General features: G+C 43.3%; 15 protein-coding genes. 11 read left to right on the top strand and 4 right to left on the bottom strand.

Going from position 1 to position 16,152, the window contains the following annotated elements; genetic code table 11:
- Positions 1–252 carry a DUF3253 domain-containing protein gene (locus INP83_RS08795; protein ID WP_219127112.1) on the bottom strand — a complete coding sequence of 84 codons (252 nt, stop codon included), beginning with the start codon at positions 250–252 and terminating at the stop codon, positions 1–3.
- A gap of 364 nt (positions 253–616) precedes the next feature.
- Between INP83_RS08795 and INP83_RS08790 the strand changes: the two genes are divergently transcribed.
- Complete coding sequence (locus tag INP83_RS08790; RefSeq protein ID WP_219127111.1) at positions 617–1,525, top strand: serine hydrolase; 909 nt, start codon at positions 617–619, stop codon at positions 1,523–1,525.
- On the opposite strand, the gene INP83_RS08785 is transcribed toward INP83_RS08790, so the two are convergent.
- The gene (locus INP83_RS08785) at positions 1,526–2,014 is read right to left on the bottom strand and encodes a VOC family protein (RefSeq protein ID WP_219127110.1); all 489 of its coding nucleotides are present in this window, start codon (positions 2,012–2,014) and stop codon (positions 1,526–1,528) included.
- A 203-nt stretch (positions 2,015–2,217) separates the two neighbouring features.
- Between INP83_RS08785 and yihA the strand changes: the two genes are divergently transcribed.
- From yihA to INP83_RS08755, 6 genes are all read left to right on the top strand, one after another.
- Complete coding sequence (yihA, locus tag INP83_RS08780) at positions 2,218–2,847, top strand: ribosome biogenesis GTP-binding protein YihA/YsxC (protein ID WP_146268690.1); 630 nt, start codon at positions 2,218–2,220, stop codon at positions 2,845–2,847.
- Positions 2,848–2,900: 53 nt separating this feature from the next.
- Positions 2,901–3,755, top strand: a complete 855-nt coding sequence (locus INP83_RS08775; protein WP_219127109.1) for a UbiA-like polyprenyltransferase — start codon at positions 2,901–2,903, stop codon at positions 3,753–3,755.
- Positions 3,743–4,345 carry a Crp/Fnr family transcriptional regulator gene (locus INP83_RS08770; protein ID WP_146268692.1) on the top strand — a complete coding sequence of 201 codons (603 nt, stop codon included), beginning with the start codon at positions 3,743–3,745 and terminating at the stop codon, positions 4,343–4,345. The genes INP83_RS08775 and INP83_RS08770 overlap by 13 nt, the downstream gene beginning before the upstream one ends.
- Before the next feature lie 161 nt (positions 4,346–4,506).
- On the top strand, positions 4,507–5,439 hold the full coding sequence (locus INP83_RS08765) for an NAD-dependent epimerase/dehydratase family protein (protein ID WP_146268693.1): 933 nt from the start codon (positions 4,507–4,509) through the stop codon (positions 5,437–5,439).
- A 322-nt stretch (positions 5,440–5,761) separates the two neighbouring features.
- Positions 5,762–7,462: a M3 family oligoendopeptidase gene (locus tag INP83_RS08760; protein ID WP_219127108.1), complete on the top strand. Its 1,701-nt coding sequence runs from the start codon at positions 5,762–5,764 to the stop codon at positions 7,460–7,462.
- A 186-nt stretch (positions 7,463–7,648) separates the two neighbouring features.
- Complete coding sequence (locus INP83_RS08755) at positions 7,649–8,299, top strand: hypothetical protein (RefSeq protein ID WP_146268695.1); 651 nt, start codon at positions 7,649–7,651, stop codon at positions 8,297–8,299.
- Between the two features lie 4 nt (positions 8,300–8,303).
- Here the strand turns inward: INP83_RS08755 and INP83_RS08750 are convergent, their stop codons facing one another.
- Positions 8,304–8,990 (bottom strand): phosphatase PAP2 family protein, encoded by a 687-nt coding sequence (locus INP83_RS08750; protein ID WP_219127107.1) that lies wholly within the window; start codon positions 8,988–8,990, stop codon positions 8,304–8,306.
- A 47-nt stretch (positions 8,991–9,037) separates the two neighbouring features.
- On the opposite strand from INP83_RS08750, the gene INP83_RS08745 reads away from it, so the two are divergent.
- Positions 9,038–10,768, top strand: a complete 1,731-nt coding sequence (locus tag INP83_RS08745) for an amino acid permease (protein ID WP_219127106.1) — start codon at positions 9,038–9,040, stop codon at positions 10,766–10,768.
- 237 nt (positions 10,769–11,005) lie between these two features.
- Here the strand turns inward: INP83_RS08745 and INP83_RS08740 are convergent, their stop codons facing one another.
- Positions 11,006–12,973 (bottom strand): KUP/HAK/KT family potassium transporter, encoded by a 1,968-nt coding sequence (locus INP83_RS08740; protein ID WP_146268698.1) that lies wholly within the window; start codon positions 12,971–12,973, stop codon positions 11,006–11,008.
- Between the two features lie 196 nt (positions 12,974–13,169).
- Between INP83_RS08740 and INP83_RS08735 the strand changes: the two genes are divergently transcribed.
- The 3 genes from INP83_RS08735 to INP83_RS08725 all read left to right on the top strand — a co-directional run bounded on the left by INP83_RS08735 (position 13,170) and on the right by INP83_RS08725 (position 16,151).
- On the top strand, positions 13,170–13,670 hold the full coding sequence (locus INP83_RS08735) for a T9SS type A sorting domain-containing protein (RefSeq protein ID WP_219127105.1): 501 nt from the start codon (positions 13,170–13,172) through the stop codon (positions 13,668–13,670).
- Positions 13,671–13,746: 76 nt separating this feature from the next.
- A complete protein-coding gene (locus INP83_RS08730) occupies positions 13,747–14,358 on the top strand; it encodes a fumarylacetoacetate hydrolase family protein (protein WP_219127104.1) in 612 nt (203 codons plus the stop codon).
- Positions 14,359–14,426: 68 nt separating this feature from the next.
- Complete coding sequence (locus tag INP83_RS08725; protein WP_219127103.1) at positions 14,427–16,151, top strand: M23 family metallopeptidase; 1,725 nt, start codon at positions 14,427–14,429, stop codon at positions 16,149–16,151.
- The last annotated feature ends 1 nt before the right edge of the window (position 16,152 follow it).

Genomic DNA, 16,152 nt, shown 5'->3' with positions numbered 1-16,152 from the left:
TTAGGATTGCGGGGAGATAAATTTGATACGTACAGGCCCTTTAAGGTGCTCAACATCCACTGCCTTACCCTTTTGGGTTATCTGCACCTCGCCTGCTTCCTGCAGCTTAATGGCTTCATTTCTGATATCGGCCATGTGTTTGCGCCAATCATCCGGGAACAGGGCTCTCGCTATCTCGCTCGGGCAAACGGTTTTATCGGGTGCTCGTTGGGAAGCCATTTTTAGGATGGTTTGAGAGATTTTGCTGGGCATAGTTATGTAACAAGCGCTATTGTTGTTTGTGTTCATTCGTTTTTCATTAGGAATGGGGTGTAGTGCTATGATTGGTTGTGGATGTTACTTTCTTTTCTCTCAAAAAAAAGCCACCAAAGAAAAGTCGCGGCTGCCGCAAAACGTTTTAAAGTCTCTGCTGTGGCAATGCCTGTGCTTGCAGCCTTTTGCTAAGGCCGCATAGGCTCGGTGGCGTTAAGTTAATCGCTAAACGTTGATCTTTTGCTTCTTTTATATCAAGACAAAAGAAGTAGCCCCTGCGGCAATGAGCAGACAGACGCACATAAATCCAAACGTTATTTGAAAATCAAGAACTCTCATCAAAAGAAAATATTTACCTTACAATATGAAACGCACCCTCACCTTTTTCCTTTCCATCATAAGCCTAAGCACCTTTGCCCAAACTGATGCCAAACTTACTTCTCAATTGCAGGGTTTATTAAAAAACTTTAACGGTACGGCTGGTGTATATGTGCATAATCTGAAAACCGGGAAAACGGCTGCCATCAACGCCGATACACTATTCCCTACCGCCAGTATGATAAAAGTGAGCATCCTGAACGGTGTGATGGACAAAATTGAAAAGGGCGAACTTAAATACAATCAGAAACTGGTTTACCGCGATAGTTTGCTTTACGCCGGCGAAGACATTTTAGGTTCTTTCAAAAATGGCGACACCATCCAGCTAAGCAAAGTGACCATGCTGATGATCACCATGAGCGATAACACGGCAAGCCTATGGCTGCAAAAACTTGTTGGCGGGGAGTACATTAATAACTGGCTTGCAGCAAATGGCTTTAAGGTGATGCGGGTAAATTCGCGCACACCAGGGCGCGAAGCTATGCGTAACATCTACGGCTGGGGTGTAACTACGCCGTATGAAATGTGTAAGCTATTTAAGCTGATAAGAGACGGTAAGGCCGTAAGTCCTGCTGCAAGCGAGCGCATGTATCGTACGCTTAACCGCATTTATTGGGATGAACATGCGCTTTCGCAAATACCGCCCTATGTACAGGCAATCTCCAAACAGGGTGCAGTAGATGCTTCGCGTTCAGAAACTGTGCTGGTAAATGCCCCGCACGGCGACTATGTTTTCTCCATCATCACTAAAAATAATAAAGATCAAAGCTGGACGCCCGAAAACGAGGCCGGGATACTTATCAAAAACGTGTCTGCATTATTATGGCATTATTTTGAGCCGCAAAGCAATTGGAAACCCGCTGCCGGCGTGGATAAATTTATGCTTAACGAATAGTTAGTCCAGTTCTGCCAATAAACCACGCACATCCAGTTGTCGGGTGAACATAGTGAGGTTTCCTTCCGAATCCAAGGGCCATTCTTCTCTCGGTCGGTCCCAATAAAGCTCGACGCCATTACCGTCGGGGTCGTCCAGGTAAAGGGCTTCAGAAACACCATGGTCTGATGCGCCAGTTAGCGGGTAGCCATTATCCATCAATCTTTTGAAAATGGCGGCAAGGTCTTTCCTTTCCGGATAAAGGATTGCAGTATGGAACAAACCGGGTGCATATTCGGGCGCTCGTGGGGCACCCTTGCTTTGCCAGGTGTTTAACCCTATATGATGATGGTAATCTCCTGCTGATATAAAAGCGGCCTGGTTGCCGTACATGGTCACCAACTCGAAACCTAACAGATCCTGGTAAAATGCTAAAGACTTCTGCAAATCGCTCACCTTTAAATGAACGTGACCGATGCGTGTTTGGGCAGGTATTTTGTAGTTTTCCATTGTTGGAATAATGAAACGTTGCGTTGCGTTGGAACGTTGTAGGGTTCTAATGTTGTAAAGTTAGGGGGTATCTAAAAGGTATGTGTCGACTTATTGTAAAATAAATGTTTAAACATTTATTCGAGATTAGTAACATTTCAACTTACAAACCTTCCAACTTTACAACATCACCCCAACAAAATAATAAACCGTACCTTTGTACTATGGTCATTAAAACTGCCGATTTCATTTGCAGCAATACGCAGATCTCCAAGCTGCCGCCACCGTTAAAGCCTGAGTATGCTTTCATTGGTCGGTCAAACGTGGGTAAGTCTTCGCTTATTAACATGCTAACGCAGAAAAAAGGGCTGGCTAAGACTTCGCAAACGCCGGGTAAAACCCAGCTGATCAATCATTTTTTGATCAATGAGAACTGGTATATAGTCGATCTGCCCGGTTACGGCTATGCACGTATCTCTAAAAGCAAAAAAGAAGATTGGAACAAATTTATTCGCAGTTACCTGGATAAGCGTGAAAGCCTCCAATGCGTAATGGTTTTGATCGATAGCCGCCTTGAGCCGCAAAAGATCGACCTTGAGTTTTGCAACTGGCTTGGAGAGAAAGGCCTACCTTTCATCACCATATTTACAAAAGCTGATAAACAGAGCAATATTAAAACCGACCAGAATATAGCAAAGTTTCGTAAGGCATTGCTGGCATCGTTTGAAGAAGCACCACAGTTTTTCATTACCTCGGCAGAAAACCTTTTAGGTCGTGATGAAGTATTGAACTTTATCGATTCCATCAACCAGGGATTTGAGAAGCCAGTGTTTGACGATGAACACTATAAGTAGTAGTTTTGCAATAAGCACATACCCTTACCCCTCTTGAGAGAGGAATTAAGACAATGAAAAAATATTTCTCGCTCGTTACGTTTTCGCATACCATTTTTGCCATGCCGTTTGCCTTTATAGGCTTCTTTTTGGCTGTTACTACCACCGACCATAAATTTGAGTGGCAAAAACTGGTGATGATGCTTTTATGTATGGTGTTCGCCCGTAACTCGGCCATGGCATTTAATCGCTATCTGGACAGGAACATTGATGCCAAAAACGCCCGTACCAAACAGCGCGATATCCCGGCAGGGCGTATCAGTCCCGCAGCGGCGTTAACATTTACCTTAACTAATTGCGCTTTATTTATAGTAACCACCTGGTTTATTAACCCTTTGTGTTTTTACCTTTCGCCGGTGGCGTTGCTAGTGGTGTTAGGTTACAGTGCCACCAAACGTTTTACCGCACTTTGCCATATGGTACTCGGCTTGGGCTTATCGTTAGCGCCTATTGGGGCCTACCTGGTAGTTACAGGTGCATTTGCGCTTACGCCAATATTCTTCTCACTATCGGTACTATGCTGGGTAAGCGGTTTCGATATTATTTATGCCCTGCAGGATGAAGATTTTGACCGTGACCAAAAACTACACTCCATTCCCGCGTGGTTAGGTAAAGTGAATGCATTAAGGCTGTCAACCGTGCTGCATGTCTTCTCAGCAGCGTTTATTGTTATGCCGGTGATTTATACGCATGTTGGGTTATTATACTACATAGGTATTGTATTTTTCTGCAGTATGCTTATTTACCAGCACCTGTTGGTTAAACCTAACGATCTCAGCCGTGTTAACCTTGCCTTCATGACTACAAATGGCATTGCCAGTGTTGTATTTGCCGCCTTCTTTTTATTAGACAGGGTATGGATGCGTTAAGCAATCAACAACTTAACCAATTTCGCGAACATGCGGCCGCTTACGTTGAATTCAACGAGGCGGAGTGGATCGTTTGCATACAACATCTCTCGATACTTAAATTAAAAAAGAAAGAGCATTTCATCGAGCCGGGCCAGGTTTGCAAAACGCTGGGCTTTGTACTATCCGGATCAGTGAGGTACTATCACATTATCGATGGTAAAGATATTACCAACTACTTCAGCTTTGAGAATGATTATGTGAGCTCTTACAAAAGCTTCCTCACCGGCGAACCTTCCATAAGTTATATACAGGCGCTTGAGCCAACTACCATACTCACCGTAAGCAAAAAAAACTGGGATGCCATGCTAAACAACCCTATGCTGGCCTACAAAATAGAACGCTTTGGCCGCTTGCTTGCCGAATATTATCTTATTTGCTACGAAGACCGTGTTACAGCCTTCATCACCCAAACCCCGGAGGAACGCTACCTTAAACTTTTAGAAAGCGGGAAAGATATCATCCGCAGGATGCCGCAGCATTACATAGCCAATTTTTTGGGTATAACCCCTGTTTCGCTATCGCGGATAAGGAAAAGGATATTGGTTTAGAAATCCTAAAATCTAAAAGCTAAATTCTAAGACCTAAATTAAAAAAAGAGACAAAACCTAATCTCTAATCTCCAACCCTACTTCACTAATTTCTTATCTTAAGATAACGTTTTCAAGGCCAGCGCTTTCGCAACTTTGTATCATACCAAAATAGAAAAAACATGATACATACCATTTTAGGTGCAGGTGGCCCGGTGGCTAATGCCCTTACAGATGAACTCATAAAAAACAAAAAAAAAGTACGCCTGGTTAGTCGCCGCCCGGTGGATGTTAAAGCTGAAAATGTAAGCTGGCAAAAGGCAGATCTGCTGGAGCTCGAACAACTAAGGCAAGCTACAAAAGGTTCTGATGTGATCTACCTGTGTGCTGGGCTGGTTTATGATGCCGATATCTGGCGCCAGCAGTGGCCGGTTATTATACGTAACGTTATCAAAGTAACTCAAGAGTATAATGCCCGTATGATCTTCTTTGATAACATTTACATGTATGGCTTGGTTAACGGCCCTATAACAGAGGAAACGCCTTACAAACCCGTTAGCAAAAAAGGAGAGGTACGCGCCGAGATTGCTGCAATGGTGATGAATGAGGTTAAAGCGGGAAAGCTTAACGCGACTATAGCCCGCGCACCTGATTTTTACGGCACTACCAGCACCAACGCCTTTTTAGACCTGATGGTGCTTGCCAAATATGCCAAGAAACAAAGTGCCCAATGGATGGGCGACCCAAGTAAGCTGCACAACTTTATTTACATTCCTGATGCCGGGCGTGCAATGTACCTGCTTGGGCAATCGCCCGAGAGTGATAATCAAATTTGGCATCTGCCCACCGCCCCTGTAATGACCGGTCATCAATTTTTGCAGTTAGCAGCAACCATTTATGGCGTTAAACCAAAGTTTATGCGTATTAATAAATTTATGCTGTGGGCGCTTGGTTTATTTAATAAACTGATAGCCGGCACGGTAGAAATGTATTATCAAACCGACCACGACTATAATTTTAACAGCGACAAGTTTGAACGTGCCTTTAACTTTAAACCTACAAGTTACGAAGATGGAATAAGAGAAGTAGCAAGGACGATATACAAGCCTGAATAAACTATTTCAAAACCATGTCATTGCGAGGCATCCCGATGGCTATCGGGACGACGCGGCAATCTCATAGGCTGATCGGCGTGCTCGTCCTCTGAGATTGCCGCGCTATCGCTCGCAATGACACGGTCTATAAGTTTAGCTGCCCCTCTCTGCTTACGCAAAGAGGGGTTCTTTTGTTTAACACCCTCGTTTCGTGTAGCGAAGAGAGGGTCGACAAGCGCATCCCGATAGCAATAGGAACGGGATAAGTAAACCAAACTTTTTTTTGACTTTGTGCTTATGACATAAAATTCAGACTTTACACACTTATCTGCATATTTGTTATATGATCCACAAGAAAACACGTACCTACATTCCGGAGAACCTTGAAATAAAATGGGAAACACTGGAACCGATATACAAAGAATTATTAGAGCGCCCCATTAATTCTGTTGAAGAACTGGAGCAATGGCTTAAGGATGGCAGCGAGCTGCAAGCTGCTTTAGAAGAGGATTTTGCATGGCGTTATATCCGCATGACCTGCGATACCACTAACGAAGAATTACTGGAAAGCTTTCAATACTTTGCCACCGAAATAGAGCCAAAAACAGCTCCATATAACAATGAGCTAAATAAGAAATTAATTAATAGTCAGTTTGTAGATCAGCTAAATGATGAAAAATACTTCATCATGCTGCGCAGCACCCGCAAGCAGTTAGAACTTTTCCGTGAAGAGAATATCCCGCTGCAAACGCAGATACAGGTTGAGCAGCAGAAATACCAGTCGATAACCGGTTCTATGTCGGTACATATTGGCGATAAAGAATATACGCTTGAACAAGCATCAGTATTTTTAAAAGATACCGACCGTGCTAAACGCCAGGAAGTTTGGGAAAAGATCACTGCCCGCCGCCTGCAGGATAAAGAAAAATTGGACGAACTGTTTGATCACCTGCGTGGCTTGCGCCACGAAGTAGCCGTAAATGCCGGTTTCGAAAACTTCCGCGATTACATGTTCCAGGCTTTAGGCAGATTTGATTACACACCTCAGGACTGTTATGCCTTCCACTCAGCGATAGAAACCGAGGTTGTACCTTTGCTTCGTGAATTTGCAGAACAACGCCGTGAGGCTTTAGGCATTGAAATCCTTAAACCGTGGGATATGGATGTAGACCCTTACGGTCGAGCCGCCTTGAAACCCTTTAACAATGGCGGCGAATTGATCGAGAAATCCATTCAGTGTTTCTCAAACATCAACCGCTATTTAGGTGAACGCCTGGAGATCATGAAAGAGAATAACCTGTTTGATGTGGAGAGCCGCAAAGGCAAAGCACCGGGTGGTTACAACTATCCGCTGTCAGAAACAGGTGCCCCATTTATTTTCATGAATTCTGCTAACACCTTCCGCGATCTTACTACCATGGTACATGAAGGTGGCCACGCCGTACATACTTTCCTTACTGCCGACCTTGAGCTGAATGATTTTAAACATTGCCCAAGCGAGGTAGCGGAACTGGCTTCCATGTCAATGGAGTTGATCTCGATGGATAACTGGAATGTTTACTTTGAGAATGAGGAAGATCTCAAGCGCGCCAAACGCGATCAGTTGTACGATGTATTAAAAACACTGCCATGGGTAGCCGTGGTAGATCAATTTCAGCACTGGATCTACACCAACCCAGATCATACCGATGCCGAGCGCACCGAAGCCTGGTTGAAAATTTATGAGCCTTTTGGTGCAGGCTTTGCCAATTGGAGCGGACTTAAAACTGCAGAAGAAAACCTTTGGCAAAAACAGCTTCACATTTTTGAAGTGCCGTTTTACTACATCGAGTATGGCATGGCACAGCTTGGTGCAATAGCTGTTTGGAAAAACTACAAGGAAAACCCCGAGAAGGGGTTGCAGCAATACCTTGATGCATTAAAATTGGGTTACACAAAAACCATTAAGGAGATATATGAAACAGCCGGTATAAAATTTGATTTTAGTGCCGGGTACGTCAAAGAACTGGCAGAATTTGTTAAAGCTGAAATGGATAAGATTTAACACACTTGCTACAAAGACCCTCTCGAAAAACGAGAGGGTTTTTTGTTTATTATTACAAAATTTCGTTACGACAACATAAGTAATAATACTATATAAATATCTAATAATCTATCGTTTAAATATCTATAAAGGCATCTAATTTGAGATATTTTAAAACCTATAAGTGTTTTTCAGGTTAATTATAGCATGAAAAAGTTAATTGCATTTTTAGGTTTGGTACTTATGGCCGCCACAAGTTTTGGACAGGCACAAGTACCATTAAAGCCGGTTAAGATTGATAGCTTGATCACCATCTCGTTACCGGCTAAGTACACAAAAAAGGATACCCTTGGTCAGTCTATATACAATGCAAACGGTGCTTATGGTTACATGACCGTTATACGTGCACCTAACCAGGACAAAAAGCCTTTGCAGAAAGAGAAAGACCTGAACAAGGTTCTTAAAGATTACGTGGCCGGCATTAAAGGCCAAAGTAACGGCGACGTGATGAACCTGCGTGATACTACCGTAGGCCACCTTAAAGCCAAGACATTTACGCTTGAGGTTGACGAAGGTGCCGGTGTAAAATCAAGGAACTTCATTGTCTTATACACACAAGATGTTACTTACACCATTGAGTATTACTATGAAGCACTAAGCAAAGACCTTGCGAAAAACGAATACAAAGAGTATTCTGCATCATTGAAGGTATCTCCGGAGTTACAACGCACCGATCAATATTTGAGCAATGCTAAGGGAATGTCTACCATAGCCAAAGTGGGTATTTTTGGTGGCGCAGCATTGATATTGATCATCGCTACTATATTGGTTATCCGCAGGAAAAAAGCGGTAGCTTAAATAGCTATTTAGTTAACAGCCCCCGGCACCAACGGGGGCTGTTTATAAATTTACGGCTATCTAAGAAGGTAAGCCAAACCAGCGTAACAAATACGCCTATTGCCGAACCGGCCATCACATCTTCAAAAAAGTGCTGGCTTAGATACATGCGCGAATAGCCAACCATCATGGCGAATACCAGCATAGCAAATCCCCAATTCTTATTCTTAACTAAGTAAGTAACTACCATTGCCATAGAAAAGGCAGTAACTGTGTGCCCCGACGGAAAACTGTGTACCGCAAGTATGTACAAACCTTTTACAAAGTGAATTTTATAAAGTTGATCCTGGAAGTAGATGCGCGGCCTGGGAAAATCAAAAGCATATTTTAAGGCTTGTGCCGTAAGCGCTGTAATTGCGTAACTACTGGCAGTAAGTAACGCTGCACGATAACTAAACAGCAGTATTACAGCAGCAAGCGCCAGCATAGTCCAGCCGTCGCCCAGGTGGGTGATGTATGGCTCAACCGCGTCCAGGAAGTCTGAATAGTGTTTATTTACCGCGAAGTATATCTCAGAACGGGTATAAAGCAGCTTGATGATCAAACAGGCGCAAAACAGAATAATATAAGGGATAAAAAGGGTACGTACCCTATGCAAAACGTCTTTAGCGCCGGTGTTCATTGGCACAAAGTAAGGTATATACTTCTTCAATGCAAAAAAATGGCTATGTTTGATTAAAAGAAAACTGACCTCAATACATGTCGAAAAGTATATTTCGAAAAAAGTCCGTATCTAAAATACTGGCCGATGTTGCCAGCGGATTTAGCGACAGCGAGCATCCCGGCACGGCATCGCACCTCCAAAAAGCACTTACTACCAAAGATCTAACCCTAATGGGTATTGCAGCCGTTGTTGGTGCAGGTATATTTTCAACCATCGGCGAAGCTTCATTTAACGGCGGGCCGGGCGTTACGCTTTTGTTCGTTTTAACGGCTATAACCTGTGGTTTTTCTGCCATGTGTTACGCTGAATTTGCATCGCGCATACCGGTTGCGGGCAGTGCGTACACTTATGCCTACGCATCTTTCGGTGAGCTTATCGCCTGGATCATAGGTTGGGACTTGTTGATGGAATATGCCATCGGTAACATCGCAGTGGCTATCTCCTGGAGCGAATACTTCGTTAACCTGTTAGAGGGTTTCCACATCCATTTACCGGCATGGGTTACATTAGATTACTTCTCCGCTTTTAAAGCACATGAACAGATACAGCAATTAACAGCAAGCGGCCATACCGCAGATATTACCGAACGACTGCGACACGCTGCTGAGGCATGGTCTACAGCTCCGGGTTCCGGCAATTTCAGGCTTATCGCCAATATCCCCGCATTGCTTATTGTTATCATTATCACCTATTTAGTTTATATAGGCATCCGCGAAACCAAAAAGGCTACCAATGCCATGGTTTATCTTAAAATTGCGGTGGTACTGGCCGTTATTGTCATTGGTTTCTTTTACGTTACACCGGCCAACTGGCACCCGTTTTTGCCTAACGGTTTCGGTGGCGTTATGAAAGGTGTTTCGGGCGTATTCTTTGCCTATATTGGTTTTGATGCTATATCTACCACCGCTGAGGAATGTCAGAACCCCCAGCGCGACCTTCCGAAAGGCATGATCTACTCGCTGGTTATTTGTACCATTTTGTACATTCTGATAGCTTTAGTGCTAACCGGTATGGTTAACTATAAAGACCTGCAGGTAGGCGATCCATTGGCTTTTGTATTTTCAAAAGTCGGCTTAAAAAACATAAGCTATGTGATCTCTGTAAGCGCAGTGATAGCTACCGCAAGTGTGTTATTGATATTCCAGTTGGGCCAGCCCCGTATATGGATGAGCATGAGCCGGGATGGTTTATTACCAAAGGCTTTTTCTCGCATTCACCCTAAGTTTCATACACCATCATTTGCTACTATAGTAACCGGGTTTGTTGTGGCTGTACCGGCATTGTTCCTAAACCTTACCGAGGTTACTAATTTAACAAGCATAGGAACCCTGTTTGCATTTGTACTGGTTTGTGGCGGTGTATTACTGTTACCTCGCGAAGCAGCGGTTAAAGGTAAGTTCCATTTGCCTTACATTAATTCACAATTCATCGTACCTGCAATGTTCATCATTGGTGTGTTCTTTGGCCGCCATTGGATTGCTAATCTATTTGAAGGCGAAGCTTTACACCATAAGTTCCCTTATTTCTTATTCCTGATGTTATCATTCACGCTTACCGTGTTTGCGTTTATTAAAAAATTGTCACTTATACCTGTTTTAGGCTTGTTGAGCTGTTTTTACCTGATGGCCGAGTTGGAGTATGAAAGCTGGATCCGTTTCCTTGCCTGGCTAGTTATTGGCTTAGTGATATATTTTAGCTACGGTTATAAACATAGCGTGTTGGGCAAACAGAAATCTGAAACAGCATTTTCTGATAAAAAAGAGTAAGGTCCGACCTTGAATTTAATGCACCAATAAGGGTGTCGAATACCAGATGTTCACGATGTTCACGCACATGAACATCGTGAACATCGTGAACGCTCGTGAACGCATTCCGGTTTGTAACGGCGCATCAGGATGGCTGACTTAGTTAGTCAACAATAAAATAAAGAAAGGGCAATCCGGTTGGATTGCCCTTTCCTATAACGATACTACTTCCCCGCGGGGGCTTTAAGAGAAATCAGTTTACGGTTTAACCCTTGTTATATTTACCGAATCTGGCGAGGTAAGCATTAGCGGTACTTTTTCAACCGTAACGAAACTCAGATCGAGGCCAAAGTTGCGCTCTTCTGAAAGGCTCACCCGCTTAAGCTGCCCATAGATGAACATAACGGCTTTCTCGTATAACGACAGATTATGAGAGCGTGAGATAACTTTTTCGATAACCACAAAGCGGAAGTCGCCAACAATTTTGTGCTTGTTAAGGGATCTATACTTACTGGTAATATCAACCTCCCCGTTCTTAACCAGGTCTTCAACTACCTTCCGGAACAACAGGTTAATTTGCTGTTCAACTCTGAAACCTAATTTAAAGTCGATACGGATCAGTTTACCGGGCACCAAAAAATCTACCTCATATTCACGTTTATAAGGTTCATCAACCACATCAACGTGTACCAGCCAATACACATCGGCACGTTTTGGCTGTTTTTGTAGAATAGAGTAAATGATCTTTGATTCTATTTCTGAGTTGAAATTGGCACTTGTTAGGTAAACAAGTTGAGAAGCATACTTAGGTACGCTCTCATCCTCGCTCATTTCTTTTATAATGTTGAAATAATCGTCAATCTCAATAAACTTAACATAGCGGTTTTTGATCCTGCGGGCAATGTGCCAGGTCCACATGATGATGAACAGTATTAAGCCGATTGATAAAGTGAACCAGCCGCCGTGTATAAACTTCACCAGATTACCCAATAGGAAGATACCCTCTATGATCACATATACCGCAAAAAACGATATGATGATATACGTTGGTACTTTTTTACGCTGTAAGAATTTAGAAACCAATATGGTGGTCATCAACATGGCTACGGTAATACTTAACCCATAGGCCGCTTCCATTTTACTGGAGTGCTGAAACAATAACACAACGCCAATACAACCTGCGCAAAGCAACCAGTTAACGCTTGGCACATATAATTGTCCTTTCTGATCGGACGGATAATTGATCTTAACCTTTGGCCAAAGGTTTAACCGAACCGCCTCTGCAATAAGCGTAAACGAACCTGATATAAGCGCCTGGCTGGCAATAACCGCCGCAATTGTGGCGATACCGATACCATATATCAGGAACCAGTCGGGCATTATCTTGTAAAAAGGGTTGTTAACGCTAAGGTCTATCACTTTGCCCTCGCGCTGCAGTAACCAAACCGCCTGACCCAAATAGTTTAGCACCAAACAGGATTTAACGTAGATCCAACTGATACGGATGTTATCGCGCCCGCAATGGCCCAGGTCTGAATATAAGGCCTCGGCGCCTGTAGTACACAGGAAAACCGCACCCAGTATGATGAACGCATCATAGGTGCTTGATGTTAATAGCTGGAAGGCATAATAAGGATTAAGCGCCTTAAAAATCACCGGCATTTGCACAATGTAACTAATCCCCAAAACACCCATCATGGTGAACCATAAGAACATTAGCGGCCCAAAGGCCTTTCCTACTAAAGAGGTACCAAACTGCTGGATAATAAATAATATGGCTATAATACCAATAACGATCTGTACCGTTGGCAGGCGCGGATAATACGCGGTAAGCCCTTCAATAGCAGATGAGATGGTAATTGGCGGGGTAATAATACCATCGGCCAGCAAAGCGCAACCACCTACAACCGCGGGCACAATAAGCCACTTTGCCTTACGCCGCACCAAAGAGAAAAGTGAGAATATACCACCCTCGCCTTTGTTATCAGCCCGTAAGGTTATAACTACATATTTGAGTGTTGTTTGCAGCGTAAGCGTCCAAAATATAAGTGATACACCGCCCAATACAAGTGCCTGCGTAAGCGGCTGCGAATTGGTTGAATGCTCTAACCCTACTATGGCCTTAAACACATACAGCGGTGATGTACCTATATCGCCGTAGATTATCCCTAAACTAATAAGCAGACCGGCGGCGGATAGACGTTGTAGATCTTTATGACTTGACACAGTTGTTTTAAAATCGATGCAAAACTACTTAAAAAAACAATTACAACTTAAACTATAATAAAGCGTATAAGTCTATTGCAAGTAGTAACTATTAAAACTACTTTTTGTTAAAATTTGTTAAAAGTATTATTTATCTGTATCGATTTAAAATTGATACTAAGTTTATTTATACTTTTGCGAAACGTGTATTATACATATGGTGAAAAGGTCTACTTATATTAATTCCTGGTTAACTGTAATTGTGCTTGCAATAGCGGTTAACTTTGCGCTTGCAAGAGGAGTTAATGCACAAAAGAGCGATTCATCATATTTGCGGGCGCTTCGTGCCCGCCAAAACAAATCAATTCTAAAAACAGGTTTACATCTCGCATTACCGCCGCTTAAGCCTGCCGCTACATCAAGTGCTAAGATCAATCTGCCGCGAGCAGATGATAAACTGTTAACCAACGTGCAGGTAACTACACTGGTAACCGATGTTATCAACCTAAAATATACGCTATCGCGCAACGCTACCGTAAATGTTAAGATAATGGATGTTTTAGGTAATGATGTGCTTACGCTTACTTCGCAGCGTGTTGAGACCGGCGATCAAAACTTCACCTTTAGTGTTGCTAATAAACTACAAAAGGGCTTTTACTTTTTGCGCATTGTTGTTGGTAACGAAACAGTGAACAGGCGTATTTCTGTAGTTTACTAATCATCCAATTCTTCCCTTATTCTTTTTCTGTTTCAATTTTAGGATTTACCTCGCATAGTTTATAATTTGCGTGCCTATGAAAATAATTGCCATTGGCCGCAACTATGCAGAGCATGCAAAAGAGCTGAACAACCCGGTACCAACTACCCCGGTGATATTTATGAAACCGGATACAGCGCTTTTAAAGGATAACAAACCATTCTACCACCCCGAGTTTTCGCAGGATGTGCACCACGAGATAGAACTTGTATTAAAGGTGAGCAAAGAAGGCAAACACATCAGCGAAAAATTTGCGGGCAATTATTTTGAGGAGATAGCCCTTGGGGTTGATTTTACCGCGCGTGATATTCAATCTAAACACAAAGAAAAAGGCTTGCCATGGGAGCTGGCTAAAGCTTTTGATGGCTCGGCACCTGTTAGTAATTTTGTACCAAAGGCAAACTTTGCCGATATCTATAACATCAACTTCAGCTTAAACATTAACGGCGAAACGCGCCAGCAAGGCAACACCAAAGATCTGCTTTTCTCGTTCGAGCGAATCATTGCCTTTGTATCCCAATACATCACGCTAAAGAAAGGCGACCTGATATTTACCGGCACGCCCGAAGGTGTTGGTAAAGTTGCCATTGGCGACAGGCTCGAAGGTTTTTTAGAGGGCGAAAAGCTTTTAGATTTTCACGTTAAATAAAACATTATCTCTCCGGGAGCCCATTCATTAAACAGAGCGGCTTTGCTTCTTAGCGAGATCACATACCCATGTTAAATAGAACACAAAGTACTTTTCTATCAATAATTGCTTTTTTTGCATTTACTACTGCCAGTGCGCAGGATGTTATCCAAACCAGGCAATACCCTAAAGACCAGTTCCGTTACCCGCTTGATCTGCCACCATCTACCGCAGGTTCTTTCGGCGAATTGAGGCCGAATCATTTTCACTCCGGGTTAGATTTTCGCACCAACCAGCGTATAGGCTATCCTGTGCATGCGGTTTATGACGGATACATATCGCGGGTGCGCATCCAGTTCGGTGGCTTTGGCAAAGCCCTTTATATCACCCATCCAAACGGATACATCTCGGTTTATGGCCACATCAACAACTTTATGCCCGAGGTGGAGAAATACATCCACGACTGGCAGTACAAAAATCAAAGTTACGAGGCCGATATCGCCATACCAGCTGGTGTATTCCCTGTTAAAAAAAGCGATGTAGTTGCCATATCAGGTAACGAGGGCGCATCTGCAGGCCCACACGTACACTTTGAATTACGAGACACTACAACACAAGAGACCATCAATCCGCAGCTCTTTGGCCTAACCATCCCTGATGAGATACCGCCAACCATTACGGCACTGGGCATATATCATCTTAACGGCAACCCCTTCAGCGATAAAACGCCTAAAGAATTTTTGGCCGTTGGTGGCGCAGGCAACAGCTATCATTTACTGAAACCGCAGGTGTTAACCCTTAGCGGCAACACAGGTTTCGGTATCTCGGTTACGGACAGGAATAGTGCATCAGCCAATAAAAACGGCATTTATTCTATTGAGATGAAGCTGGATGGCACAACCATGTACACTTTCTCGGTAGAGCGTTTCGCCTTTGATCAAACCCATGCTATAAACGCCTACATCGATTATCCGGCCTTTCTCACCTCCCGCCGCTGGATGCAGAAATGCTTTATCCTGCCGGGCAGTCGCATCACGCTTTATCCTCAATCCATTAACCGGGGTATCTTAGCGTTTAACGATGATAAACTACACGACGTTGAGTTTGTGGTTAAAGATGTGGCAGGTAATACTTCTACATTGAACCTGAAGGTGCAGTCTAACACCTCGTCGGCCAATCTTGCTCCGGCTAAACCGGAGGGAACATTGCTGCATTACGATAGAGAGAGTAAATTTGTCAACAATAAGGTTAAGGTGATTATTCCGGCGGGTAACCTATATGATGATCTGGACTTTATTTACTCAGAACTACCCGCTAAACCGGGCGCATTTTCTGCTACTCACCGCCTGCACAACAAGCTTACACCTATACACGATAGCTTTGATATTTGGATAAAACCAGATGCAGACCTGGGTGCCAATGCTGAAAAGGCTGTGATAGTAAACGCCGCAACGGGCGCTATCCCAAGCACCTGGGAGAACGGCTGGGTAAAAGGTTCGGCACGTGCCTTTGGCGATTATTATATAAAAATAGACACGGTAGCGCCAATCATTACACCTATTAATATCCGCAACGGCGCAAACTTAGGTGCTATCAAGGCGATCAAGCTTAGAATGAGCGATAACCTATCGGGCATTAAAAGTTATGCCGGTAAAATAGATGGAAAATGGGTACTGGTTGAACGTAACTTTAAAACCAAGATATTAAGTTATACATTTGACGGTAGCATTTCCCCGGGCAAACACACTTTTGAGTTTACTGTTATTGATGCTAAAAACAACACATCTACATTTAAGGCAGATTTTAACCGATAGA

It is taken from the genome of Mucilaginibacter sp. 21P, from assembly GCF_019331605.1.
Classification (GTDB): domain Bacteria; phylum Bacteroidota; class Bacteroidia; order Sphingobacteriales; family Sphingobacteriaceae; genus Mucilaginibacter; species Mucilaginibacter achroorhodeus.
Note: the sequence above shows the minus strand (reverse complement) of the source record. Positions and strands in the feature narration are given on the sequence as shown.

Coding starts and splice junctions, on each gene's coding strand:
- INP83_RS08755 (WP_146268695.1), top strand. CDS start 7,649: ATGAAAAAGTTAATTGCATTTTTAGGTTTGGTACTTATGGCCGCCACA.
- INP83_RS08790 (WP_219127111.1), top strand. CDS start 617: ATGAAACGCACCCTCACCTTTTTCCTTTCCATCATAAGCCTAAGCACC.
- yihA (WP_146268690.1), top strand. CDS start 2,218: ATGGTCATTAAAACTGCCGATTTCATTTGCAGCAATACGCAGATCTCC.
- INP83_RS08730 (WP_219127104.1), top strand. CDS start 13,747: ATGAAAATAATTGCCATTGGCCGCAACTATGCAGAGCATGCAAAAGAG.
- INP83_RS08745 (WP_219127106.1), top strand. CDS start 9,038: ATGTCGAAAAGTATATTTCGAAAAAAGTCCGTATCTAAAATACTGGCC.
- INP83_RS08725 (WP_219127103.1), top strand. CDS start 14,427: ATGTTAAATAGAACACAAAGTACTTTTCTATCAATAATTGCTTTTTTT.
- INP83_RS08775 (WP_219127109.1), top strand. CDS start 2,901: ATGAAAAAATATTTCTCGCTCGTTACGTTTTCGCATACCATTTTTGCC.
- INP83_RS08795 (WP_219127112.1), bottom strand. CDS start 252: ATGCCCAGCAAAATCTCTCAAACCATCCTAAAAATGGCTTCCCAACGA.
- INP83_RS08765 (WP_146268693.1), top strand. CDS start 4,507: ATGATACATACCATTTTAGGTGCAGGTGGCCCGGTGGCTAATGCCCTT.
- INP83_RS08760 (WP_219127108.1), top strand. CDS start 5,762: ATGATCCACAAGAAAACACGTACCTACATTCCGGAGAACCTTGAAATA.
- INP83_RS08735 (WP_219127105.1), top strand. CDS start 13,170: ATGGTGAAAAGGTCTACTTATATTAATTCCTGGTTAACTGTAATTGTG.
- INP83_RS08770 (WP_146268692.1), top strand. CDS start 3,743: ATGGATGCGTTAAGCAATCAACAACTTAACCAATTTCGCGAACATGCG.
- INP83_RS08785 (WP_219127110.1), bottom strand. CDS start 2,014: ATGGAAAACTACAAAATACCTGCCCAAACACGCATCGGTCACGTTCAT.